General features: G+C 40.4%; 20 protein-coding genes. 9 read left to right on the top strand and 11 right to left on the bottom strand.

Features of this window, described 5'->3' with window-relative positions; translation table 11 throughout:
• Positions 1-143: 143 nt before the first annotated feature.
• The gene (locus R7Z10_RS10475; protein ID WP_017821691.1) at positions 144-953 is read right to left on the bottom strand and encodes a Cof-type HAD-IIB family hydrolase; all 810 of its coding nucleotides are present in this window, start codon (positions 951-953) and stop codon (positions 144-146) included.
• Positions 954-1169: 216 nt separating this feature from the next.
• Here R7Z10_RS10475 and queE point away from each other — a divergent pair, with 216 nt between their 5' ends.
• Positions 1170-1820 carry a 7-carboxy-7-deazaguanine synthase QueE gene (gene queE, locus R7Z10_RS10470; RefSeq protein WP_005377296.1) on the top strand — a complete coding sequence of 217 codons (651 nt, stop codon included), beginning with the start codon at positions 1170-1172 and terminating at the stop codon, positions 1818-1820.
• Positions 1821-2131: 311 nt separating this feature from the next.
• Here the strand turns inward: queE and queC are convergent, their stop codons facing one another.
• From queC to eamB, 3 genes are all read right to left on the bottom strand, one after another.
• A complete protein-coding gene (queC, locus tag R7Z10_RS10465) occupies positions 2132-2788 on the bottom strand; it encodes a 7-cyano-7-deazaguanine synthase QueC (RefSeq protein WP_005377298.1) in 657 nt (218 codons plus the stop codon).
• Positions 2789-2855: 67 nt separating this feature from the next.
• Positions 2856-3197 carry a helix-turn-helix domain-containing protein gene (locus R7Z10_RS10460; protein WP_025768136.1) on the bottom strand — a complete coding sequence of 114 codons (342 nt, stop codon included), beginning with the start codon at positions 3195-3197 and terminating at the stop codon, positions 2856-2858.
• A gap of 308 nt (positions 3198-3505) precedes the next feature.
• Positions 3506-4090: a cysteine/O-acetylserine transporter gene (gene eamB, locus R7Z10_RS10455; protein ID WP_025768137.1), complete on the bottom strand. Its 585-nt coding sequence runs from the start codon at positions 4088-4090 to the stop codon at positions 3506-3508.
• A gap of 112 nt (positions 4091-4202) precedes the next feature.
• On the opposite strand from eamB, the gene R7Z10_RS10450 reads away from it, so the two are divergent.
• Positions 4203-5093 (top strand): LysR family transcriptional regulator, encoded by an 891-nt coding sequence (locus R7Z10_RS10450; RefSeq protein ID WP_176310990.1) that lies wholly within the window; start codon positions 4203-4205, stop codon positions 5091-5093.
• A gap of 1240 nt (positions 5094-6333) precedes the next feature.
• Here R7Z10_RS10450 and R7Z10_RS10445 read toward each other — a convergent pair.
• The 3 genes from R7Z10_RS10445 to R7Z10_RS10435 form a co-directional block, all read right to left on the bottom strand.
• Entirely contained in the window at positions 6334-7263 is a 930-nt protein-coding gene (locus R7Z10_RS10445; protein ID WP_025768139.1) for a LysR family transcriptional regulator, read from the bottom strand.
• A 145-nt stretch (positions 7264-7408) separates the two neighbouring features.
• Positions 7409-10549, bottom strand: coding sequence for a multidrug efflux RND transporter permease subunit (locus R7Z10_RS10440; RefSeq protein ID WP_318104814.1), 3141 nt, complete (start codon positions 10547-10549; stop codon positions 7409-7411).
• A gap of 12 nt (positions 10550-10561) precedes the next feature.
• Positions 10562-11731 carry an efflux RND transporter periplasmic adaptor subunit gene (locus R7Z10_RS10435; RefSeq protein WP_318104811.1) on the bottom strand — a complete coding sequence of 390 codons (1170 nt, stop codon included), beginning with the start codon at positions 11729-11731 and terminating at the stop codon, positions 10562-10564.
• Positions 11732-12109: 378 nt separating this feature from the next.
• Here R7Z10_RS10435 and R7Z10_RS10430 point away from each other — a divergent pair, with 378 nt between their 5' ends.
• A complete protein-coding gene (locus R7Z10_RS10430; RefSeq protein ID WP_005377321.1) occupies positions 12110-13033 on the top strand; it encodes a LysR family transcriptional regulator in 924 nt (307 codons plus the stop codon).
• Between the two features lie 140 nt (positions 13034-13173).
• Positions 13174-14148 carry a porin gene (locus R7Z10_RS10425; protein ID WP_005377322.1) on the top strand — a complete coding sequence of 325 codons (975 nt, stop codon included), beginning with the start codon at positions 13174-13176 and terminating at the stop codon, positions 14146-14148.
• Between the two features lie 605 nt (positions 14149-14753).
• On the opposite strand, the gene R7Z10_RS10420 is transcribed toward R7Z10_RS10425, so the two are convergent.
• Positions 14754-15098 carry a DUF3316 domain-containing protein gene (locus R7Z10_RS10420; protein WP_005377323.1) on the bottom strand — a complete coding sequence of 115 codons (345 nt, stop codon included), beginning with the start codon at positions 15096-15098 and terminating at the stop codon, positions 14754-14756.
• 461 nt (positions 15099-15559) lie between these two features.
• On the opposite strand from R7Z10_RS10420, the gene R7Z10_RS10415 reads away from it, so the two are divergent.
• The 4 genes from R7Z10_RS10415 to R7Z10_RS10400 all read left to right on the top strand — a co-directional run bounded on the left by R7Z10_RS10415 (position 15560) and on the right by R7Z10_RS10400 (position 19359).
• Complete coding sequence (locus R7Z10_RS10415; protein ID WP_005377324.1) at positions 15560-16348, top strand: transporter substrate-binding domain-containing protein; 789 nt, start codon at positions 15560-15562, stop codon at positions 16346-16348.
• Positions 16349-16483: 135 nt separating this feature from the next.
• Positions 16484-17431 (top strand): amino acid ABC transporter permease, encoded by a 948-nt coding sequence (locus R7Z10_RS10410; RefSeq protein ID WP_005377325.1) that lies wholly within the window; start codon positions 16484-16486, stop codon positions 17429-17431.
• A 14-nt stretch (positions 17432-17445) separates the two neighbouring features.
• The gene (locus R7Z10_RS10405) at positions 17446-18180 is read left to right on the top strand and encodes an amino acid ABC transporter ATP-binding protein (protein ID WP_170893395.1); all 735 of its coding nucleotides are present in this window, start codon (positions 17446-17448) and stop codon (positions 18178-18180) included.
• A gap of 276 nt (positions 18181-18456) precedes the next feature.
• Entirely contained in the window at positions 18457-19359 is a 903-nt protein-coding gene (locus R7Z10_RS10400; RefSeq protein WP_005377327.1) for a homocysteine S-methyltransferase family protein, read from the top strand.
• Positions 19360-19506: 147 nt separating this feature from the next.
• On the opposite strand, the gene R7Z10_RS10395 is transcribed toward R7Z10_RS10400, so the two are convergent.
• Positions 19507-20499 (bottom strand): zinc-binding dehydrogenase, encoded by a 993-nt coding sequence (locus tag R7Z10_RS10395; RefSeq protein WP_065274558.1) that lies wholly within the window; start codon positions 20497-20499, stop codon positions 19507-19509.
• Positions 20500-20824: 325 nt separating this feature from the next.
• Between R7Z10_RS10395 and R7Z10_RS10390 the strand changes: the two genes are divergently transcribed.
• Positions 20825-21919: a permease gene (locus R7Z10_RS10390; protein ID WP_213901680.1), complete on the top strand. Its 1095-nt coding sequence runs from the start codon at positions 20825-20827 to the stop codon at positions 21917-21919.
• 98 nt (positions 21920-22017) lie between these two features.
• Here the strand turns inward: R7Z10_RS10390 and R7Z10_RS10385 are convergent, their stop codons facing one another.
• A complete protein-coding gene (locus R7Z10_RS10385; RefSeq protein ID WP_005388903.1) occupies positions 22018-22779 on the bottom strand; it encodes a transporter substrate-binding domain-containing protein in 762 nt (253 codons plus the stop codon).
• A gap of 120 nt (positions 22780-22899) precedes the next feature.
• Complete coding sequence (locus tag R7Z10_RS10380) at positions 22900-23418, bottom strand: cysteine hydrolase family protein (RefSeq protein ID WP_318104808.1); 519 nt, start codon at positions 23416-23418, stop codon at positions 22900-22902.
• Between the last annotated feature and the right edge of the window lie 105 nt (positions 23419-23523).

Raw genomic sequence — 23523 nt, 5'->3', positions numbered from 1 at the left:
TATTAGTATTTAAGTAAAAACAAAGCCTTGCATTACAGCAAGGCTTTTACACGTTTAGTCCACGAACAACGCCGCTTGCCTATCTTGGACGGCTAGGGATGTTAAACGTAAGAAGCTTAACGCAACAGACATGGCGGAAAGGGCTATGCATTGAGCACGAACTTTTCTATAGCTTTAGCGACACCGTGCTCATCATTACTTGCCGTAATGTAGTCAGCGATTTGCTTGGTTTCTTCCATTGCATTTGCCATCGCGATACCAAGGCCAGCGTATTTCAGCATGTGGTGGTCATTTTCTGCGTCACCCATACAGATAACTTCTTCCGGTTTAATTCCCAGATACTCGGCAATTGCGGCAACACCAATACCTTTGTTGCTCGCAGGGTTAAGAAACTCAAGGAAAAACGGAGCGCTTTGAACAACCGTAAACGCTTCGCGCATTTCAGCTGGCAGTGCTGCTATAACTTCTGTTAGTTTGCTTGGCTCTGCAACCATCATAGCTTTGATGATTGGATGATCGTCTTCTAGTGATTCGAAGTTCATCTCGGTGACATTTAAGCCATTTATCTTTGCTTCAATATCGGTGTAAGGGTTGTGTTCGTTGGTGATTAAACCATGAACTTGACTAAAAGCATGGACGTACGCACCTAGCTCTTCGGCTTTTCGCGCCACCAATTTTGCAGCTTTACCATCTATGATTTGCTGGTGGATGATGTCGTTTGTGCCTACGTTCTTGACCATCGAACCGTTGTAGTAAAGAACAAAATCTCGATCGGAATGGATATTCAGTTCGTCGAGCTTGTCTTGCATTCCTTCTAATGGGCGACCAGAAGCGAGAACGACAGTAACGCCTGCTTCTCGAGCTTTTGCGATCGCTTGTTTGTTTTCTTCAGAAATGGCTTTATCACTATTGAGTAGCGTGCCATCCATATCTAGTGCGATCAGTTTATACATCATTTCTTACCTTAAAGTTTTTTGGGAGCTGTCAGTGAATAAGGCTTGGTTTAACGTTAACCAGAAACCTATATTCATTACGCTATGAAACTACAAAATGGTCTATTTTAACAATTAATTTTTGGTTTAAATTGACCTAGACACGCGTGTCCATTATGGTCTTCGCCTCGAAATGTTATGAGTTGAGTGAGTTCTGCGTTGTATAAGCTAAATGAGATGTTTGAAACCATCCAAGGGGAAGGGGTTTTCACTGGAGTCCCTGCTGTTTTTGTTCGGCTTCAAGAGTGTCCGGTTGGTTGCTCATGGTGCGATACCAAACAAACGTGGTATGCAGATGAGAATGATCAACGTCAAATAGGCGATATTCTGGTGAAAACGGAAGACTCTCCGACGTGGTGTGTTGCATCTGCCGAGAACATCGTAGAGCAATATCAACAGCAAGGCTTTAATGCTAAGCATATCGTGATTACTGGTGGAGAGCCTTGTATTTATGATCTGCGCCCTTTAACAAAGGCGTTTGAAGATATGGGGTGCCAATGCCAAATTGAAACCAGTGGCACATCAGAAGTGATTACTTCAGAAAATACGTGGGTGACAGTGTCACCAAAAGTAGCAATGAAAGGTAAATTACCAGTGCTTAATAGCGCGTTAGAGCGGGCAAATGAGATTAAGCATCCAGTCGGTACCCAGAAAGACATCGACCACCTTGATGATCTTTTAGCAAATGCGAACGTAGCGGCTGAGACTATCATTGCACTACAACCAATTAGCCAGAAGCCTCGTGCTACGCAATTGTGTATTGATACGTGTATTGCCCGCAATTGGCGTTTGTCTGTTCAAACTCATAAATATTTGAGTATTGCTTAGACGAGAGACTCGTCATCATTCGAGGTAGCTTTTCTATCTAATCCCGGTTTCGCGGAGTAATGCCGTTGGTAGCTTTGCTATCGAAACATTGTCGATATATCTAAGCAATTTATAGCGTTGTAAAAGCTAAGCAGTGTTGGCTGTTGTGGTGTAGTGCTATCTTTGGTTCGACAATCGTTTCGCATTTAATTGATGCCACCAATCTGGCGGCATCAAAATAAAGCTCTGTTGGCTGGAGTTTCACGCTGAGATAAAACGTTTAGAAGCTAACGCAAAAGGTTTTATCCCAGCGCTATTACCGCTAACAAAGACTATTTGCTCGCTAAGTATTCTTCTAAGCCGCTTTGTCGCAGTAGGCACGCTGGGCATTCACCACAGCCTTTACCAACGATTCCGTTGTAACATGTTAACGTATTGTTTTGGACAAACTCCAACATATTGTGCTTATCAGCTAGAGCCCAGGTCTCTGCTTTAGTAAGCCACATTAAAGGAGTCTTAATATTGAAGGCTTTATCCATACCTAAATTGCAAGAGAGATTTAGAGAGCGAATAAAGTTGTCTCGGCAGTCAGGGTAACCACTAAAGTCTGTTTCGCAAACTCCCGTAATGATGTCTTGAATACCAAGCTGGTAAGCATGGATACATGCGTAAGTAAGAAAGAGGATGTTTCTCCCTGGAACGAATGTATTGGGTACGTTAGCGTCGCTTAAGTCATTAGATACCGGAATGTTGTCTCTTGTCAGCGAGCTTATCGCTAACTCATTAATTGATTTTACATCCAGGACTTTGTGGCTTTTGATGTTAAGTTGCTTACCTAATTCGATAGCGATATCTATTTCATCTGAATGACGCTGGCCATAATCAAACGTTATAGCATGAACCTCATCATATGTATTTAATGCATCGATTAAGCAGGTCGTAGAGTCCTGCCCACCGGAAAAAACCACAAGTGCTTTTGTTGTAGCCATGTTGAACCCTTAGTTATGCTCTTTGATTCTTTGGTATTGATACGTATTCTTAGGCGTTTAATCCCAATTACGTACTCGACTTGTTCGTAGCGATTGCGTCCGCAATCAACTGGGCTGTGCTCTCAAGCACTCTTTGCTTGTCATCATTTGACAGCTTGTGGAGATTCACAGCAAGTTCAGCGGTGATTTCATCTTCACAAAAAAAATAGTTTAGAGGTACGTTTAGCTCATCTGCGATAAGTTTGAGCGTTTTTACGTCGGGAGTATGGCGCTCCCTTTCGTATTGGTTCATCCTTGCACTTGCAGAACTATCATCCATGCCGATACGGATGCCCAGTGCTTTTTGGGACAGATTCGCTTGTTTACGCGCATGCTTAAGGCGGGCTGGGAGTGGGTTATTAAACAACACTTAAAGTTCATACGAAGGACTTGGATGACTAAGATTATCTTAGTTTTTCTGATTTGTGTATACTAAGTAATGCTTAGTTATTGCCGAGGTCGCCAAGGCCGTGTATGTATAGCTAAACAAGATTTCGTATCTTTAGGTTGATTAAGTGACGTTGAATCTACTTCTTCAAAAACTGCCGTATGGAGGCGCGGGAGGAGCGAGTAAGGGCACGAGAAACCGCAGCGATTTGTAGAGCAGAATTTGCTCTTCACATAAACGTAGTCGTCTAAGTTGAAGAGCAATATTGTTCTTGATGATCAACTATATACTTAAGTAAATAACTGTGTCGCACAATAGATCAGAGCTGCTGCTAAGCTCATATTGATGACTTTGCCATATCTCTGGAATTGCGATTGAAGTAGCTTTCCTGCAACGGCCCAAACTACGTTGCTAAGAAGTGCGATCAAAGCAAGAATGAGGCTAGTCGCTAAGATCCAGTAGATATTCTGAGTGTGGGGCAGTACGAACGTAGAAATAGAGGTAATTCCATAAAGAATGATTTTCACATTAACGAACTGCAAACCTAAACCTGTTAAGAAACTGATACCTTTAGAATTATCCGATGAAGTTTTGATCTCACTCGTAGCAAGCCCCCAAGCCAACCAAACAATGTAAGCTGCTCCAATCCATGTTAGCCAAGGTGTAATCACGGGCAAGAGGCTGATCATGTTATACGTGAAAGCGCCACAAAGTAGCATCAAAACAACATAGCCACAAAACATCCCCGAAATCACTTTTGTAGAGCGTTTTAGTCCATATTGCGTCGCGATGCTGAGCGATAAAATGTTGTTTGGCCCTGGTGTAATTGAAGTAATGATTACGTAAGTAAAAAATGCGGTGTAGATGGCGGTCATCTCTATCTCTCCTGTTTTTACTGCACTATACTTCGCTACAATTGATTAAAAAATTGAATAAATTAAAACTTAGACTTTTAATTTATTGAACTGTTGGTTGTGGAGTCTAGTCATGAATCTAAAACGCTTTCTTACTTTTAAAGCTATTGTTGAAGAAGGATCGTTTCTAAAAGCGTCACAGAAGCTTTATTGCACGCAATCAACCGTCACCTTTCAAATCAAGCAGTTGGAACAAGATCTGTCTTTGCAGCTGTTCGAAAAAATAGGGCGTAAGATGGTTTTGACTCAAGCAGGAGAAAAGATACTGCCTTACGTCTATGAACTGGCGCGAGTGATGGAAAATATTGAGGGAACAGCACAGCAAGAAAACTCGGAGCCGACCGGTGAATTGAAAGTGCTGGTTGCTGAGACTCAACTTGCTTATAAGATGGCTAATGTTTTAAAAGAGTTCAGGATCAGGGCGCCCAATGTCCGACTCTCTCTGCAATCACAAAATTGCTATCAGATTCGAGATGAGTTGATAGCGGATAAAGCTGATTTAGGTGTGTTTTATCGAGTAGGTAATGACGATACGCTCAAGGTCCACGAGTTTGAGCAGGAGCCACTGGTATTGATTGCTTCACCGCTTTTAAAAGGGCTAGATTTAAAGAAGAGAGAGCAACATATTGATTTAGGGTTTATAAGCAATGGCCCTAAGTGCCTTTTTCGACGGATGTTTGAGAGCATTATTCAGGAGCGTGATATTAGCATCGACAACATGATCGAACTTAGCAGTATTAATACGATCAAAAATTGCGTTGAGAGTAATATTGGTATCTCTTACTTACCTCGTTTTACGGTTGAAAAAGAGTTGCAAGAGGGCAGTTTACAAGAGCTTGAATTCACCGAGTTTTCACAGATGATCAAGCCACTCTGTGCTTATCATGCTGGGAAGTGTGTGACGCCGGCGATGGAAGTCTTTATTGATTGTATGCGTAACGAGTATGAACGGTTTTCTACTTAGAGTCGGTGATCTTTAATATGTTCTATCTGACATAGTTTCGTTTTTACTCCTTTTTACTTTTTAAGTGGCTACTTATAATTTATTGATTTTTATTGCTTTGTTGTGAATCCGACTGTTGTGGGATGATAAATGGGATCTGAGGTGAAGAGCTATTTATTGACGGAAAGAGATAAGATATAAAAACGACGGCGTGTGATAACTAGATTAGATAAGGTTACATAATTAACAGTGTAATAAATGCCATTCTTTATGGATTATTTTCAACGAGACTTAATTGTTACGGTTCGTTATTATTAACTCGTTAACGCATCCATTGCTAGGAAGTTAACTTACGCATATTGTTTTTTTCATCATTTGCAGCAAATATAATTTGCTGCTTTTTTTTAACCAAAAAGTTCAAAGCTTGAACTACAAGCTCTGAACTCTTATTTATACTTAGTGATTTTCTACTTTAATAAGTAAAACACCGTTTAAAAGTATCGCGTAACCTAGTAACTCTAAGCTTTCTTCAACCAAGTTTTTCACATCTCTATTGTATGAGTTCCCCATGAACTCGACCCAAAAATCACCATACCCTGCAAAGCGTGAGAATAAGAAAACAATGAAAAATCCAATTGTTAATGTCGTGAAGCTAGAATGAGAAATGAAAAATTTTACCTCATTTTTTATGTTAACTATGTTATTAAAACAAAAATAACAGACCGAGACTATTATAATCCAAGCAGGGTACTTCCATGAACCGTGAGGAAAATACTGCTCTATGTGGTAGTCCATTTCTCTAACGAATATAACCATAAAAAATGAAGACATTATTACTAATATGTGTTTGAGTTCAAGATATTCCTTAGATTTATACAAACACATTAACGATGAAAAAAGCACAAATGCTATTTGAGTCATTTCTATAAGAGAGTTCTCCGATGTGCTTTTGTCCATTTGTACGCTAAAATAAATCGTTGCTAACGTATAAATAACCAAAAAAATAAGATAAGATATTTTATATACTAACAAAATAGTGACCGAGGTGTGTTTTTCTTTAATATACATCGTAACTTGTATAGGTGATGGATTTGTTAGTATTATAAATCAAGAATGTTTTATATTTAGTGAATTAAGCGCCATTTAGAATGGAACTTAATTCACTTAACATTAAACTTCTATGAATTTTAAATGTTCCTGTTTTAAATTATTGATTTTATTTGATTTTTATTTACTGTTAATTTTGGTTAAATAGAATTACCTAGCTTTTATTGAAATGCTTTTCCCATATTGGTGGTATGCCAATTTCTTCTTGAACGATATCAATGAATGCCCTAACCAATGGTGATTGCTGACGGTGTGAGTACATGGCATAAATATCACCAAAATCTTGAGTTTCATATTCTGGTAAAAGTTGAACTAAATTAGAAGACTCTAGGTTGTTAGGGAGCATAAATTGACCTATAAGTGCTGCGCCCAGACCTGACTTTACGCTTTCAATTATTAGCTCAGCTTCATTTACCATGTATGACCCTGATATTGGGTATGTATCTAAACCATCTGATTTTGCTTTGTCGTAGAATTTAAGTTTATCGACAATAAAATTACCATTTGAATAAATAATAAAAGGTAGCTTAACTAACTCATCAGGCGTTTCTGGGTTACCATGTTTTTCAATTAAATTTCGAGAAGCAATGATTGCAGTCGTATTTTTTGCTAATTTTCTTGCTACCATTGATGAATCCCTCATAGGTCCGATTCGAAAAGCAATATCAAAATTACTTCTAATCACGTCTACATGAAGATCATCTAGCATTAGTTCAACACTTGCTTTTGGGTACTTATGTAAAAACTTCTCTATCGAAGGTTGTAGATAGAGTTTTCCAAATAATGTTGAGCTTGAAATTCGTACTTTCCCTGAAGGCTCAGTCTGAAAGTTCTCCGCTATTTGTTGAGTATCATCAAGGAGTTGAGATATTTGGTCTGCTTTTTCTACTATTTGCTTGCCGACTTGTGTTAATGAAAGAGAGCGAGTCGTTCTGTTTAATAGCCTAACGCCTAAGTGCTCTTCTAACTGCTTGATGTGTTTAGACAAAACAGAGCGGTCGATATTCATCCCATCTGCTGCTTTTGCAAAAGATCCAGCTTTAGAGACTTCTAAAAGCAGGTGTAGTTTATTTGCTAAATCCACAATGTTTATCCACGTTAGATATTAGCGTATTAGTTTCATGTATAACTTCTGCTCTGTCTAGAAATTATTAATATACTTAATAACCAAAAGAAAAGGGAGCAATAGCTCCCTTTAGTATGAATTTAAATGAGTATTTATATTATGGTTATAGTGTTTGACGTTTTTTGTTTCGACTCACTAACATGTAAAAAACAGGTGTGAGTAGTAATCCAAATACCGTTACGCCTACCATACCCGAGAATACAGCAATACCCATTGCTTGTCGCATTTCCGCTCCGGCCCCTGTACCAATCATTAATGGAATAACACCAGCGGTAAATGCAATTGATGTCATTAGAATCGGTCGAAGACGTAAACGACATGCTTCCAAAATCGCTGATAAGGTATCTTGGCCATTGTCTTTAAGTTCTTTAGCGAACTCCACCATCAAGATGGCATTTTTACACGCTAGAGCCACAAGGACAATCAAAGCAATTTGTGTGAATATATTGTTGTCACCACCAATGAACCAAACACCTGCTAGTGCAGAAAAAATGGTCATAGGAACGATCAAAATGATAGCGAATGGCAGTTTTAAACTCTCGTACTGCGAAGCTAGCACCATGAAAACTAACAAAACAACAAGTGGGAATATATACACCATCGTGTTACCAGCCAAAATCTGCTGGTAGGTTACATCAGTCCATTCATAAACCATTCCCTCTGCTAGGTTTTGATCCAGTACTTCCTCAATAGCCGTTTGGGCTTGGTCAGAACTGTAACCAAAAGCAGGACTGCCGTTTAGTTCTGCACTAGGGTAGCCGTTATAGTGCATCACGCGGTCAGGCCCAATCGTGGGTATGATCTCCAGTACAGCGCCGAGAGGAACCATTTGTCCGGCAGCATTTCTTACTTTGTAGTTAAGTATTTGGTCAGGTTCGAGACGATAGTTCATGTCTGCCTGGGCATTCACTTTGTATGTTCTACCAAACATATTGAAGTCATTGACGTATAATGATCCTAAATAAACTTGAAGCGCATCAAAAACCTGCTCTAGAGGAACACCTTGCAGCATCGCTTGTTCACGATCTATTTGGATGTCCATCTGCGGCACTTGTATACGAAATGTGGAATATAATCCCATCAGCTCGGGTCTTGTTGATGCCTCACTTATTACCAAGTTCAATTGCTTGAAGAGCTCATCAAACCCCTTGTTCGCACGGTCTTCGATTTGAAGTTTAAAGCCGCCAGTAGAGCCAAGTCCTTGGATTGGTGGTGGTGGAAAAATCGCAACGAAGGCTTCATCAATGATTGAAAAGCTCTTATTCAAAGATGCAACAATCGCATTTGCTCCGAGAGTTGGATCATTTCGTTTATCGAAGTCCTCAAGCGTAACAAAAACGATGCCACTATTCGGACTGTTAGTAAAACCATTGACCGATAAGCCTGGGAAAGAAATGGTTTGTGCTACGCCAGGTGTTGCCAGCGCGAGGTTTTCCATTTCTTTAATAACGGACTCTGTTCTATCTAAACTTGCTGCATCTGGAAGTTGGGCGATCGCAACTAAATACTGCTTATCTTGTTGAGGAATGAATCCTCCAGGAACTGCTTTGAATAGAGAAGCCGTTCCCCCGAGTAACGCAATGTATACCACCACAACAACAAGGCTAAAGCGAATCAGCTTCTTGACCAGAGCTTGATATTGGTTCGAGCTGTACTCAAAAATTCTATTGAATGGCGCAAAAACATACTTACCAAAAACCGCATCCAATAGCTTGGTTAGCCGATCGGGTTTTGCGTTCTTATCTTGTAATAGCAGTGCTGATAAAGCAGGCGATAACGTCAACGAGTTAATTGCTGAAATAATCGTCGAGATCGTAATTGTTAGTGCGAACTGCTTATAAAACTGACCGGATAACCCTGTAATAAAGGTCGTCGGGATGAACACCGCACATAACACTAAAGCAATTGCAATAATTGGCCCGGTAACTTCGGTCATTGCTTGTTTCGTTGCTTCTAGTGGTGCAAGGCCATTATGGATGTTCCGTTCCACGTTTTCGACGACGACAATGGCGTCATCGACGACGATGCCTATGGCGAGAACAAGCCCAAACAACGAAAGTGTGTTAATCGATACTCCGAGCATTTGCATTACAGCGAACGTACCGATTAATGAAACAGGCACCGCAATGATAGGGATGATAGACGCGCGCCATGTTTGCAAAAACAAAATGACTACGACAACAACAAGTACAATTGCCTCTAGCAGAGTATGAACCACCGCGTCTATCGAACCACGAACAAAGACGGTCGGGTCGTAGGCTATTTCATATGAAACTCCAGCTGGAAAGGCTGTTTGTAAACGGTCCATGGTTGAACGAACCTGATTAGATAGCTCAATAGCATTAGCACCAGGGCGCTGGAATACGGGCATCGCCACCGCTGGTTTACCATTTAACAAGGCGCGCAGTGCATAAGAGTTTTGACCTAGCTCTACGCGTGCAACTTCTTTAAGACGTGTCAAAGCCCCTGTTTCGTCAACTTTTACTACAATGTCGTTGAATTCATCAATATTCTCCAAGCGGCCTTTTACGTTCAACAAAACTTGGAATTGGTTTTCATTAGCGGCTGGTTGCGCACCTAATGAGCCTGCTGCCACCTGTTGGTTTTGAGATCGGACGGCGGAGACAACGTCCATTACGGTTAGATTTCTAGAAGCGAGCTCATCTGGATTTAACCACAAGCGCATTGAGTACTCGTCACCACCGAAAAGGCGCACATCACCAACGCCTCCGAGCCGAGCTATCTCATCTTTCAAGTTTAAATTAGCGTAGTTAGCTAAATAACTGACTTCACGGCTAGAATCTGGAGAATATATATGCACAACCATGGTGAGATCAGGAGAGGCTTTTTCGGCAACAACTCCTAACCGTTGGACGGCTTCTGGTAACCGGGGCAAAGCTGTAGTGACGCGATTTTGAATTTGAACCTGAGCTTTGTCCAAGTCCGTACCTAAAGCAAAGGTTACGGTCAATGTCATTCTGCCGTCACTGGTTGCCTGTGAAAACATATATAACATGTTTTCTGTACCATTAATTTCTTGCTCCAGAGGCGTAGCAACTGTTTCTGCGATTACTTTTGGGTTCGCACCAGGATAGTTTGCTGTAACTACTACTGTAGGAGGGACAACCTCTGGATATTCACTCACAGGCAACTGCAAAAGTGAAATTGCGCCTACTATTAATATCAATAGCGATAACATAGAGGCAAATATGGGTCTTTGAATAAAAAAGTGTGCAAATTTCATTCGGTTGTCTTCTTAGTCTTGAGCTAAACGTTTGTTTGGCAACGATGTTGAGTTTGAAGCCATAATCAATGAAGTATTGCTAATATCTAGCGTGACATTTTTTGGTGTGACTTTGCTATTTGGGCCAACTTTTGCTGGGCCATTTACCGCAATAACTGAGTCGGCGTTCAAGCCATTCTCGATAGCACGAAATGTTCCGTAACGTTCGCCTAAGGTTACGATGCTGTATTGCAACGTATTCTCTTCATTGAGTGTTAATACAAAGCGGTTTTCTAGATCTGTGCCAATAGAACGCTCTGGAACGAGAACTCGTTCAACTGGTTTGGTTGTTGATATCTGAACTCGGCCAAACGATCCCACTTTTAAGTTTGATTTTGTTGCATCGAATACCGCTCGAACCTGCAAAGTACCGGTGTTTTCGTTGATGGAGTTGTCGACAAAGTCAACGCGTCCAAAAAACACCTGCCCATTTTGTCCAGATAGTTCAAGACGAGTAGGTAAGTTAGAGTCGGCATTGATTGTCGAGAAGTAACGGTTCCAAGTTCGCTCATCGACATCAAAGTATGCATATACCTGATCGTTAGAGACAATGTTTGATATAACGCTTTGATTTGCGTTTACATTGTTTCCTTTAGTAATGAATGCTCTTGAAATAGTGCCGCTAATAGGGGCATATATCTTCGTAAACTCAAGATCTAACTTTGCGGATTCTAACTGAGCACGCAAGGCCATTAGTTCTGCAGAGCGTTGCTTTACTGCGGTATCTCGGGCCTCTGCTTGTTCCGCTGAGATGGCTTTTCGCTTAACCAGTTGGGCGGCTCTCTTTTGTTCGTTTGCTGCTTGCTCTAGCGCAGCTCGAGCACTCTTAACTTGCGCTTCAAGTCGTGAGACCTGAGCTTTGAAGGTTCGATCATCAAGAGTGACGAGTAAGTCACCTTTGTTGACACTCTGTCCGTCTTTGAATTCTACCGTTTCAATAACTCCGGAAACGCGTGGCATTAAAGAAACTTTCTCTGGGGCTTGAAGCCTTGTTGTAAAGGTGAACCACGATTGAACGGGCTCATAGATGACTTTGGAGACGTCTATCGTAGGTAAGGGAGTATTAGGTTGTTTGGTTATCTCTTCGTCTGCACAAGCAGCTAAAACGGATAAAAGGCCAATGCCGAAAACTTTCTTTAACATTTGTCGCGCCCTAAATGATTCTGTTCATACTAAAAGGAACGGCATTGTATTCATTGTACCTATGGGTAAATAGGCCCTCAGCGAACATAGAGTAGTGATAAAAATGCACGATTAAATATTGGTCAAAATGCTCACTTTTTGGTTTGAAAAAGGTCAGTTTAGGGTTTTAAAGACGTGGAGTATTGTTAAATGTAATAAGCCATAATAGATAGGAATAACTAAACAGAAGCTAAAGATAGCGACGAAAATTAAAGCGTTTTTAATTCGTGCATTATTTGCAATTCACTGATGCAATTTGAACCATAAAAAATTGAAATTAATTTTGTAAAATCCATTTCCCATCACATAAAGAATAAAAACTAAATAAGGAATTGTGCAGTGGATCTCGCAAGCCAACTTGAATTACTACTGGATGTCTCTGAATACGGAACTTTTGCTAAGGCTGCTGACAGAAATCATATAGATCGTTCAGCTTTGTCAAAACAGATCAAAAAGCTAGAGGATGAATTGGGCTTACGGCTGTTAAACCGTTCCACGCGTTCGCTATCCCTGACCAATGCAGGTGTTGAGATGGTGGCGCAAGCTAAGAAAGTAAGAGAGGTTCTAACTGAAACTCGTAGTATTGCTGCTACATTTCAGGATGAGCCGAAGGGTAATCTGAAAATATCAAGCTCCACTTTCTTTGGCAGAGCATACTTAAATCAGGCAGTTAAAGAGTTTATAAAACAGTACCCAAACATTACTGTAGAGCTGCTGCTCGATGATAATCGAGTCGATGTTATCCACGAAGGTTTTGATGTTGTGTTTCGTATCGGACCAATCCGAGAGTCCAACATGATAGTACGTAAGTTGGCAAGCAATAATATGGCACTGGTTGCATCGAAGAGTTTTATTGATAAGTATGGAACCCCGAGCTCTCCAGAAGAGCTTATAAAAATGCCAGCAGTAATATACTCTAATGCTAACTTTAAGGCGGATAAGCTACGTATAGCTCCAAGCCAGTCATCAAGCGACGTTAGAACGTATAATATCAACGGGCAGTACTTCGTGAATGAAACTGAGCTAATGCTCGATGCCGTAAAATCTGATCTAGGGTATGCTTTAATAGGGCAGTTCTTTCTTCAGGAGAGTTTGAGTAAACAAGATCTTGTACAGTTGCTTCCTGATTATAATCTTCCCGCAATAGGGGAAATATATGCAATGTATACTCACCGAAATCAACAACCATTAGCCAAACTGTTCATTGATACTGTTCAAAAAATAATAGGAACGCCTCCTGTTTGGATGGATTATCTCAACTAATATGAGTACTAGGACATAATGTTTTAGATTGAGGGCTTGTTTATATTTATCCATAGAATATGGTTGAATTTGCACTTTAAAAATAATTGCCACTGTTCATAATTTCACTCGATTCAAACAACACAAGTAGTGGTAATTAAATGAAAATGACAAGAACGTCGATCGCAATCGCAGCACTTTTCTCTGCAAGTGCTGCAAATTCAGCCGTAGTTTATGAAGATCAAGAATCAGTGTTAAATATTCATGGCCGAGCGCAAGGGATGTATTATTTCTCTGATGATAAAAATGCTGACGGAGATAATAGCTACATTCGTGTAGGACTTTCAGGTGAGTCTAAAATAAATGAAGATCTTTATGCCTTCGGCTTATATGAGTTGGAATTTAAGTCTAATCGCAGAGATGCTGATGGGATTGAAGATGATGAATTTGATATCCGAAAAGGCTATGTAGGAGTTGGTGCAGATTACGGAACAGTAAGTTATGGACGTCAATACGGTGCGGTCACTTTAGTATCTGATTACACGGATATTTTCCCGGAGTTTGGTAATGAAGCTGCTGGCGTAAGTGCGGATCTATATGGTACCGGTCGCTCCGATTCAGTATTTAAGCTAACGACAAGCTATGAAGGTTTGAATATTCATGTTAGCTATCAGGCTGAAAACGATGAAGTGTCAACAGATGCAGCCTCTTATGGTGCGGCGGCGGACTACAAGTTGCCATATGGCTTCAAAGTTGCGCTTGGTTACAACGAAGGTGAAGGGCAATCGGGTGCAGAAGATGCAGAGCTGCTAACGGGTGCTATTGCATTTGAATACGACAAGTTTTATGCCTCTGTTTTATACAGTGATGGTGAAAACTGGGCTAAAGATGGTTCTGAAAGTAATATTGATTACACCGGTATTGAAGCAGTTGCCACTTATGAAGTAACAGATAAGCTTTGGGCACTAGTTGGCTATAACAATCTAGAGCGTGATGATGAAGATGTCGTCGATTACTACTCACTAGGTGCAGAGTACGATTTGACTTCTAATTTTAAAGCACTAGCAGAATACAGAATTACAGATGTAGACAATGAAGACGATATTCTTGCAATAGCTGCGAGATATTCATTCTAAAAAATTAATAAATATAAAAAGCCTGAAACTATTTTCAGGCTTTTTTATTTATCGGTGTAATTTTATAAGTGCTGATTTTCATCCATATATAATGGATTATATTGATCGTTACTTGTTAAAGTGTTTTGGATATAATTGTTTTGTTAGCTAGTCCACTGCTAGTTTTCATTTTCATATTTTTTGAATGATGATTTTTTTCTTTGGCAACAAGAAGTATCTTGTTGCCTTTTTTTTACGTCTTATGGTTAATTAAAACAAAAAGAGTTTTTTATATATTGCTATAAACGAGAAAAATATAACGAAAATTGTCAATCTTAGGTTGAGTTAATCTTCATAAAAAAGTGAACTCAATTTCAAGGGTCTTTTTCATTTAAGTGATGTGGAATCCATATGGCGAACCAAGTGAATGATAAAGCGCCAAACGACGAAATGTATCTCAATGAAGATTGGAAAAATTATTTTTATGTAAACGATAGAGGTAGGGATTGATACTGTTTATGTAAGGAGAGAGCGATTTATGAGAAGCAGTCGTTTCAATATGATTAGACACCTTTACTTTCTTAAAATAGGAAGGGCTCTAAGAAAGTAAAGGTGCAGATGATTTTTTAGTTTTTACCGCCGTCACTTGTTCTGAAGTGATAATCGAAGTTTATGATTGCACGATATTTAACTTCATCACGGTTAAGTGCGTATTCTTCAACTCTCACTTTACTATCATCGATTGCAATATCACGAGGGAAACCGCTTCCAATGATGTTTAGACGATTTCTAAGTTCATGTTTTGATAGCGTTTGGTATTCATCGACAAGATCAAACGCAGAGCTATAAGCGGCATCTTTTGTCGTAAAGTCATTGAGAACAACTTTGTTTGTAGAGTGTTCGACATGAATACCAGCAGTAGCAGATAAACTGAATAATAATAGTGATGAGAGCGTCATTAGTTTTTTCATATAGTCACCTTTTTATTTGTATTACAAAGTCAAGATGTCCAACGAATCCTTGTTAATATCTCTCGACAAAGGTGATAGTGCCATTATAGAAATGTGCTGTACATCACATTTGTGACCATTAACTATGGAAGAATTGTCAACAATAAAACTCAAGCACTTTTGACACTACGGTCAATGTGAAAAAGCGAATATCTGTATGGTTTCGTTAATAATTAAACCACTCTCGGAAACGCTGACTATTCAGTCAAAGCGTATGTTTCTTGTCGTTATAGTGACCTGCCTACAACTTAATCACTTAATGCATGCAATTCAATTGCAATGGCTTGGTATAGATTTTCATTCAGATCTTCCAGCTTAGTAACGATCCTACAAATTCTAGTGATTAAAAAGTCATTGTTTGTGGTTTTTTATTCTATTGTCGTGTATAAAAAAACTTTACAACAAATGATAAAGGAATATCCATGAAAAAGTTATTGTGTTTTGCTGCACTGGGGTTAGCTGTTTCGACGACGGTTAATGCAGACCCAATTTTAGACGACATCAAAAGTACAGGGGAGCTAAAAGTCTGCTTTGATTCTGGGTATATGCCTTTTGAAATGACAGCAAAAAATGGGCAGTACATCGGGTTTGATATCGATTTGGGTAAGCAAATGGCGCGTGCCATGGATGTTAAGTTTGTTCCGGTAAACACTTCATGGGATGGCATTATCCCAACACTGTTGACTGGTAAGTGTCACATGATTATGGGCGGGATGACTATCACACCTATGCGAAATACTCAGGTGAATTTCGCTGATCCCTATGTGGTTATTGGTCAATCCATTCTCGTAGATCTCAAACATGAAGGTAAAGTGTCTAGTTACCGAGATCTCAATAGTCCAGAATATGTTGTTGCAACTAAGCTTGGGACAACGGGTGAGCAAGCGGTAAAACGATACCTTCCGAAAGCTAAGATAAATCTATACGAAACTCAGTCTGAAGCGGTACTTGAGGTTGCCAACGGAAAGGTAGATGCGTTTGTTTATGACTTTCCTTACAACTCTATTTATGTGGCGGAAAACAAAGGGCAGTTAATGCACTTGGCTAAACCGTTTACTTACGAGCCTTTGGGTTGGGCTGTGCCGCAAGGAAATCCAGATACGCTTAACTTCTTAAACAACTATTTACGTCAAATTAAGGGCGATGGAACTTACGATCGCATTTACGATAAGTGGTTTAACGACGATAAATGGTTAAAGCAAGTTAAGTAATCATTTTGTTATTGTAGAGGAGCGGCTAGCTTCTGGCTCGGTTCATCGCCAACCAAACGGTTCGCGCTGTGAAGCTAACGCTTTTCTTTATTCAAATACCCAACCAACTTTAATCAAAGTCATTCTCGGAATCACATGCAAAATAACTTTAAATCCCTATTGTGGAACGCTGTTTTTGTTCTTGTTTTGCTATCAATTTGCGGTCTTGTCTATCTGTCAGGTAAGCGAATCGATTACAGCTGGAATTGGGAGCGTGTCCTTCCTTATATTGCCACTAACGCTGCTTCATCCATTACCGCGCCTGTCGATGGGAACATCATTCTCGACGAGAATAACCAACTGGCTCTGGAGAGTATTCATGGTGATATTGTTCTTGAACTAAGCCAATATAAGTCTGTGGACGTCTATGAAGGTGATCTTATTTTTGAAGGAGATACCTTAGCAACTATAAAAGAGTGGCGCTCTGGCCCAATTTTAGATGGTGTTGTGACGACCATTAAAATCTCACTCTGGTCACTTATCATTGCTCTAGCGTTGGGCTTAGTTGTCGGACTAATGCGTATATCCAGCAATCCGGCATTAAAAAAGCTGGCGCTTGTGTATGTCGAGGTCATTCGTGGAACGCCTCTTTTAGTACAGATTTTTATCGTTTACTTCTTTATTGGTACTGTGCTTGACCTTGAGCGTTTTACTGCGGGAGTGATAGCGCTCTCCGTGTTTACCGCTGCTTATGTCGCAGAAATTGTGCGGTCAGGAATCCAGTCAATCCCAAGAGGACAAATGGAAGCGGCGCGTTCACTAGGAATGAATTATCCCAAAGCGATGATTTATGTCATTTTACCTCAAGCGTTTAAGCAGACATTACCTCCCTTAGCCGGGCAGTTTATCAACCTGATAAAAGATTCCTCACTTGTCTCCGTGATTTCGATTACTGATCTGACAAAAGCGGGCAGGGAAGTCGTAAGTGGTAGTTTTGCCCCATTTGAAGTTTGGTTTACCGTTGCGGCCCTTTATTTGCTTCTAACTAGTACCTTATCTTGGGCAATACAAACGTTAGAAAAGAAATTGGCAGCAAGTGATTAATGGTGGAGTCATTAATGGAATACATTATTTCAGCAAAAACAATTAATAAAATTTACCCTAATGGCTGCCATGCACTCAAGGACGTATCGGTAAATGTAGAAAAAGGGGAAGTGATTGTCATCGTAGGACCGTCAGGTTCTGGTAAGTCAACATTCTTACGGACGATCAATCAATTAGAGACAATAAATAGTGGGTCTATTATCGTAGATGGTATCGATATGTACCACAAATCTACGGATATCAATAAACTACGCGCTGATGTGGGCATGGTATTTCAAGGCTTCAACCTTTTTCCGCATAAAACGGCGATAGAGAACGTCATGTTAGCACCTTTAAAGGTTTCTAAACGTGACCCTGAATCGGTGAAGAAAGAAGCAAAAGATTTGCTTTATAAAGTTGGTCTGTCGGAGAGAATGGATAATTATCCTAATCATTTATCAGGCGGACAGCAGCAGCGCGTCGCAATCGCTCGTGCGTTAGCAATGAAGCCCAACATTATGTTGTTTGATGAACCCACATCAGCACTAGACCCTGAAATGGTTGGAGAAGTTCTTGATGTGATGAAAGATTTGGCCAAGGACGGAATGACGATGGTAGTGGTTACTCATGAAATGGGTTTCGCAAAAGAGGTCGCTGATAGGGTGTTGTTTATGGAAGATGGTGAGCTTTTGGTTTCTGACTCTCCTGAGCGATTTTTTGATAACCCCACCAACCCTAGATTGCAGAAGTTTTTATCTAAAGTATTATAATAAAAAGAAAATTTGATTGAGGGCGAGTCCCTCAATCACTTCATGCACTATTGTGGCTCGTAACGTTCGCCTCGCCGAGAGACATAGATAATGGGCTTTTTACTCGAAGTTAATGGCGATAACATTAGCTTGGTCCGAATGAAAGGTCTGGTAAATACTAGAGTGTTTAATCAGCCATTAAGTCTTTGTTCACTTTAAACATAACAATTTCATTTTGAATTGATAAAAATTGTGTTTGAATAGAGCTTATGGATGTTTGGCGGTATGGATGTCTAAATGAAGAAAGTAACAATTTTAGATGGTGGCATGGGGCGAGAGTTAAAACGTATTGGCGCCCCTTTTTCTCAGCCGCTTTGGAGTGCACAAGCGCTAATTGAATCACCACAATATGTAAAAATGGCGCATGAGAATTTCATAGACGCTGGCGCAGAGATTATCACTGTCAACAGTTATGCATGTGTTCCATTTCACTTAGGCGAGGAACTCTATGCAAAACGGGGGACTGAGTTAGCAAAATCTGCAGCCAAAATTGCCAGAGATGTAGTCACCAGCTCTAACGATAGAGTGCTCGTTGCGGGTTCTCTTCCTCCTGTAATGGGGTCTTACAGGCCTGAATTATTCGAGCCGAAAAGGGCACTGGAAGTGGCTTCTGAGTTATTTGAAGCTCAAGATCAATATGTTGATATTTGGTTAGCTGAGACCGTGTCTAGCCTCGCTGAAGTTGAAGTTCTATCAATAATTTTAGCCAAAACAGATAAGCCCAATTATCTTGCTTTCACCTTAATGGATGAGCCTAACTCTTTGCCTCGCCTTCGCTCAGGGGAATCTCTTAAAGTCGCGGTTAATACGCTGTTGAAAACAAATGTTTCAGGTATCTTTTTCAATTGCTCTATTCCTGAAGTTGTCGAGCAAGCGATCATAGATACACAAGCAGTATTGAGTGAGTCAGGTAGAGAATTGACGATAGGTGTTTTCGCAAATAGCTTTGCTCCGATAAAGCAAGCGCACCAAGCCAACGAGACCATTCAGGAAGTTCGTCATTTCTCTCCGACTGAATATCTTGAGTATGCTAAAAAGTGGCATGCGCAGGGAGCAAGCATTATTGGTGGTTGCTGTGGGATTGAACCACGTCATATTAAATTGCTAGCGACTTGGAGAGACACTCTCGAAAACGCCTAATTTTGGTGAAGCGCAGGGAAGTATTGCAAGAGGTTTTGTTTTTCATTCATCGTTATAGACAAAATAAAGGTCTTTCATATCTGGCAAAGTAACAAGATGCTTTAACTTGCTCATTACTTTGCCAGTTTGCCTCGAGATCTTTATTAATTATTTTTGGTTCAGATTAACGACAATCTTTCCAACGGTTCTCTGATTTCGCATGTCCAAGAGTGCGTTACCTACATCCTCTAAGCCGATGATCTTCAGTTTCGGCACTTCCAATTCTCCATTTTCTAATAGCTCAGACACTTCTTTTCCGGCAGTAACGATACTTGCAAACCCTCTCTCGCCAAAGACGTGACCAGAGCCCAAACTTATTTGGTGGAAGCCCAAGCCTTTTAAGAAGGCATCTGGATATTGAGAAGGGTCGACAGTCTTGACGAGCTCCACCATTTCTCCCTCAAAGGTTAACACCGAGGCTGCAATTCGGTCGTTATCACCGCCTACACAATCGAGTGCAACCTCAACGCCATGATTTCCGGTAATGTCCATTACTCGTTGAACTACATCTTCATGATGATAATCAATCGTATGGGTTGCTCCTAACGAGGACAAATATGCGTGATTAGCTTCTGAACTAGTAGCAATGATCTGTTCAACACCAAATGTCTTTGCTAACTGAATAGCAAAGCTTCCAACGCCGCCAGCACCTCCGGCGATAAAAATGCTGCTTCGATTTGAAATATCGAGCTTGTCTACCAAAGCGCGATATGCGGTCCAGGCTGCGCAAGGTGTAGATGCTGCCACTTCAACCGGAACCTGAGGGTGCTTTATGAGCGTTCTTGAATCATGGATAGCAAATTCAGCGAATCCACCGTGATGGCGTCTCATGTTTCCGTGATACAACACTTTATCGCCAACCTTCCAATCAACGACCGCATCGCCTACAGAGACTATTTCTCCTGATACGTCTAACCCGCCAACAAAATTGTTACCCATGTTAGTGACCATGTCTGACCAATAATGAATTTTTGCATCGACAGGGTTCAAACCAACAGCGTTAACTTTAACCAATACATCAAATTGGGTTTCTAGTTTTGGTGTAGGTAATTCGGATAAAGAGAAAGTATCGTTATCTCGTTGGTAAGTTATCGCTCTCATAGGTTTTCCTCATTATTAAGAATGGTCGAAAGTCATACTAACTCAGAGGGTAGTACTGTAATAATTATGGTTTTTTCTTATTTTGATAATTTTAGGTTATGTTTGATAAAAAGGATTCGAGATGCTCTGAAATTATCATCGACAACCAGTCTGCATAGCTAATGACATGTAATTTTATGATAAGTAATGACTAGTTTTATTATTCCATTTTTATGGAAATATTTTGTTGATCTTTTGTTTTGTGATTCTATAATTCCAGAAATATCGAAATAAAGGCTTGTCTATCAGGTAAGCTTGTTAGCGAAAAATGACGAGGAGAGTAAATGTGAATACAGAAATTATAACTATGGCTAAAGAAGCGCTGGATATGTTTGCGTTTCTAGCAACCGAACTTATCATCTTATTTCTGGCAATTAGCTACATTGTCGGTGTGTTGCAAGATTTTCTAACGCCAGAAAAAATTCAATCTATTCTCAGCTCGAAAAAGGGTAAAGGTTACTTCATTGCTGCGTTGCTAGGTTCGATTACGCCTTTCTGTTCGTGTTCGACCATTCCTTTCTTAAAAGGCTTGTTGCGTGCAAGAGCAGGTTTTGGACCTATGATGGTGTTCCTATTTGCAAGCCCGTTGCTTAACCCAGTGATTATTGGCTTGTTTGTGGTGACTTTTGGTTGGAAAGTTGCGGTATTTTACTTTGCTATTGCGATGTCAGTATCAGTGGTAGCAGGCTATGTACTTGAAAAACTAGGGTTTGAACGTTACGTCAAACCAGAAGCATATCAAGCGGTAGGTTCTTCTTCGTGCGGTACTTCTTGTGGCGATTCAAGCAAGAAAAAAGAAGAAGCGAGACCAGCATCAATCTGTGGTACCAGCGCCTGCAATGAACCTACGCCAGTTGCGGCGAAAACATCTTGCTGTGGTGATGCACCAAAACCTGAACCTAAAGTGGAAGTGTCTTGCTGTTCATCAGACGGTAGTGCAACAGCGACAGTCTTGGAAGAGAAAGAACCTAGCCGCTGGGCACGTATTTGGCAATCAACTTGGAAAGACTTTAAGCAAGTGTTCCCTTATCTCATGATGGGCATTGCGATTGGTTCATTTATCTATGGCTTCATCCCGACGGAGTTCATTGCGGAGTTCGCTGGTGAAGCGAAGTGGTACGCGATTCCGGTCGCAGCAATCATTGGTATTCCATTGTACATCCGTGCAGAGGCGGTCATTCCACTTAGCGCGGCACTAGTACAAAAAGGTATGGCTCTTGGATCTGTTATGGCGCTTATTATTGGTAGTGCTGGCGCAAGTCTTACAGAAGTGATTTTGTTGAAATCAATTTTTAAGAACCAAATGATCGCTGCCTTCCTAATCGTTATCTTAACGATGGCCATGGGAGCGGGTTACTTATATACGTGGGCTTTTTTATAAAAATAACCCTCGGGCGATTGCTCGAGGGCTCTGTTTTTGTCGCCATATAGGGAAAGGGAAGTTTCCTATACCGCGCAGGCAATAAAAAGATAAAGAGGTTACTCGTAAATACTATAGGAGAAATACTTGCTGGCGATGGTTTTATGCTTACCGCTCTGGATCAATTTTTGTATTCCGCTATCGAGTAATGCTTTTAATTCTTTGTCTTGTTTTCTCACTGCTACGCCAATGCCACGGCCGAACCACTTTTCCTCTGTAAACGCTGGTCCAGTAAAGTGATAGCCTTCACCTTGTGCAGTTTCAAGAAAACCAGCACTTAAACCGATTGAGCCGCCAAATACAGCATCTAACCGTCCATTGAGTAGATCGGTAAATGCCTCATCGAACGTACCATAACGACGAATATCAATATCTGGATACAAGGCAGAAAGGTACTTATCACCAATTGTGGCTCTTTGAACTCCAATAGATAAACGATTTAGGCTGCCGTCATCCATGTTGATTTCTCTATCATTTTTCATTACAAAACGAGTCGGTACTTTTGCATAAGGGACGGTGAAATCGACTTTCTTTTCTCGTTCTTCTGTGATTGTCATTGCAGCAATAATCGCATCGTTCTTGCGACTAAGGAGAGAAGGGATGATGCCATCCCAATCCATTTTTGAGATAACGCACTTTACTTCTAACTCTTTGCATAACGCGTTAGCGAGGTCGACTTCAAACCCTTCTAGCTTTCCCTCTTTTGTCGTCCAGCTAAATGGGGGGTAAGCCCCTTCAACAGTGAAGCGAATTTGTTTCCACTCTTTCGCATGGCTGAAAACTGAAAATAAGCTAATAAACAATACGACTATCCATTTCATAAACGTTTCCTTGTAACTGTTTGGAAACCAATGTTTAACACAAAGTAAGCAAATATCAATGAAAGTGCATATATGTGTGACCTTTCGCCCGCATTGTGTGAGCGAAAGGTTTTGCGTGTATTACAGCTTATCTTCAATAGTTACGAGGGGAACTCTCGTTGAGACAGCGTGAAGTGCAATGTTGTGAATCATTTCATCGACCGTGGTACAGCTATCCATTAAGACCGAAACATCATACTTGTCCGCAGATTTTGAGATAGCAGTATGTGTGACGCAGTTTTGTGTCATCATTCCGCATACAAGTAACTCCGTTACATTTTTGCTTGCCAATACTTCTTTTAAACGTGTTCCTTCAAAGCTATCTGCGAAGTGCTTTACCACGATTTCGGAATTCGGCGCTAAAGCAAGAACTTCTGGGTGAATATTGGCACCGTCGCTGCCTTCATTGAAGAATGGGGCAATGCCCATGGCAGGATCGGCAATATGCTGAATATGAATCACAGGAATGTTTTGCTCATTGGCTTTAGTTATTGCTCTCTTAACATTGTCTAAAGTTGATTCTGTATTCCATAAAGGAAACTTTCCTTCTGGGAAATAGTCGTTTTGCAAATCAATTACAAGTAGGGCTTTTTGAGTCATTTTCTTTTCCTTTTATTCAGGATCATTGCGGTACGAATAATATAAAGACTTTTAGCTACCTTCTTTAGAGTCTAAAATGACACAAAAGAGTCAAAAAGCGACACT

This window comes from Vibrio sp. Vb1018 (genome assembly GCF_033338775.1).
Lineage (GTDB): Bacteria > Pseudomonadota > Gammaproteobacteria > Enterobacterales > Vibrionaceae > Vibrio > Vibrio alginolyticus.
This window is presented reverse-complemented; position numbering and strand designations above follow the sequence as displayed.